The sequence below is a fragment of the Streptomyces sp. SID14436 genome, from assembly GCF_010548465.1.
Taxonomy (GTDB): domain Bacteria; phylum Actinomycetota; class Actinomycetes; order Streptomycetales; family Streptomycetaceae; genus Streptomyces.
Genome location: NZ_JAAGMD010000305.1, coordinates 1 through 2,170 on the forward strand (window position 1 = coordinate 1; position 2,170 = coordinate 2,170).

Here is a 2,170-nt window from a genome sequence, read left to right on the forward strand (position 1 = left end):
CGGGCGCTGCCGCGGCGCCCGCGCGGCCAGACCTCCAGCACCTCGCCGGACGTGCCGAGCCGGGCCGCCCACCCCTCCACGGCACCGGCGAGGGTGCGCACCACGGCGGGGACCGGGCGGGGTCCGGCCGCGGCCCGGACCAGATCGCGGTGGGCGCCCAGGGCGGCGGTCAGTTCCTCCTGGTCGGCCGCGGCCTGTAGCGACCAGTACGTGCGGGCGACGACGAGGAACGGGGTGGGGGCGGGCACCACCAGCAGCGGCAGTCCCGCCACCCGGCAGGCGTCGACGAGGGTTGGGGGGACCTCGGCGTGCAGGGGGCCGAGTCCGAGCCCGAGGGCGGCGGTGCCGTGTCCGGCGAGCCGGGCGGTGTAGGCGCGGGCCTGGGCGGTCTGCCCGGTCAGGCCCATGCCGGTGGTGAGCAGGAGTTCCCCACCGGACAGGTAGGGGGTGGGGTCGGTGAGTTCGCTGACGTGGACCCCGGTGACCTCGCGGGCCGGCGGGCGGTCGGGGGTGACCGGCGCGAGGTCGTCGCCGAGGGTGCGCACCAGGACGTCGAGGGTGGGCATCGGGCGGCTCCGGAAGCGGACGGGGGTGGCGGTTCGGTTGTGCGACGCGTACGAGGAAGAGCGGAAGGTGGATGGATCGTACAAGGTGCGGCGGGTGTCCGGCTGTTTAGCGTGAGGCGATCACCCGGTCCCCGGCCCTCGGAAGGACAGTCGTGGCAGCAGACACCGCATTCCCCGCCCCGCCGACCGTGTCGCCCTCCCCGCCCCTCCTCCCCCAGCCCGAGCAGCGCCGCATCCTGCGCACCGAACTGCCCGGCCCCCGCTCCCGGGAGCTGCAGCGGCGCCGGGACGCCGCCCTGCCCGGCGGACTCGGCGTCACCCTGCCGGTGTTCGTGGACCGGGCGGGCGGTGGCGTCGTCGTGGACGTCGACGGCAACCATCTCATCGACCTCGCCTCCGGCATCGCGGTGACCAGCGTGGGCGCCAGCGCCCCCGCCGTGGTCTCCCGGGTGCGCGAGCAGGCCGGACGGTTCACCCACACCTGCTTCCTGGTGACGGAGTACGACGGCTACGTCGAGGTCGCCGAGCGGCTCAACGCGCTCGCGCCGGGCGGTCACGCCAAGCGCACGGCGCTGTTCTCGACGGGCGCGGAGGCCGTGGAGAACGCCGTCAAGATCGCCCGGGCGGCGACCGGCCGGCCCGGGGTGGTGGTCTTCGACCACGCCTACCACGGGCGCACCATGATGACGCTGGCGATGACCGCGAAGGAGGTGCCGTACCGCACCGGTTTCGGTCCGTTCCCCGGGGAGGTCCACCGCGCCCCGTACGCGTATCCGCTGCGCGGGCCGGGCGCCGAGGAGGCGCTGGCCGGGCTGGAGGCGCTGCTGGAGCGGGTGGGCGCCGGCACCGTGGCCGCGATCGTCGTCGAACCGCTGCAGGGCGAGGGCGGTTTCGTGGTGCCCGCGCCCGGCTTCCTCGCCGGTGTGGAGCGCGTGGCGCGGCGGCACGGGATCGTGCTGGTCGCCGACGAGGTGCAGACCGGGATGGGCCGCACCGGCACGGTGTTCGCCAGTGAGCACGAGGGCCTCGTGCCCGATCTGCTGTGCACGGCGAAGGCGCTGGGCGGCGGGCTGCCGCTGGCCGCGGTCACCGGCCGGTCCGAGCTGATGGAGGCGGTGGCGCCCGGCGGGCTGGGCGGCACGTACGCGGGCAACCCGGTGGCCTGCGCGGCCGCCCTGGGGGTGCTGGACATGCTGCGGGACGGGGAGCTGCTGGAGCGGGCCCGGAGCATCGAGCGGACGGTCCGCGCGCGGCTCGAACCGCTGGCGGGCGACCTGCCCCAGGTGGCCGAGGTGCGCGGTCGGGGCGCGATGATGGCCGTGGAGTTCGTCCGGCCCGGCACGGACGAACCGGATCCCGCGCTGGCCCGCGAGGTGGCCGCGCGCTGCCACGCGGAGGGGGTGATCGCCCTGGTGTGCGGCAGCTTCGGCAACGTGGTGCGGCTGCTGCCGCCGCTGGTGATCCCCGACGACCTGCTCGCCGAGGGCCTCGACGTGCTGTCCGCGGCGATCCGTGGTGCGTGCGGCGGTGCGGCGTGAGCGCGGCGGCCGAGGTCAGCCGCGACCCCCGCACCGGCGGCCGTACCCGGGGCCCGGCCGTCACCG

Annotated in this window: 2 protein-coding genes; one reads left to right on the top strand and one right to left on the bottom strand. The window is 76.5% G+C overall.

Annotated elements, in window-relative coordinates:
- On the bottom strand, positions 1-566 hold a 566-nt coding region (locus tag G3I53_RS11130; RefSeq protein WP_203616905.1), incomplete at its 3' end, for a PucR family transcriptional regulator ligand-binding domain-containing protein.
- A 188-nt stretch (positions 567-754) separates the two neighbouring features.
- Here G3I53_RS11130 and gabT point away from each other — a divergent pair.
- Positions 755-2,104, top strand: a complete 1,350-nt coding sequence (gabT, locus tag G3I53_RS11135; protein WP_164438295.1) for a 4-aminobutyrate--2-oxoglutarate transaminase — start codon at positions 755-757, stop codon at positions 2,102-2,104.
- The last annotated feature ends 66 nt before the right edge of the window (positions 2,105-2,170 follow it).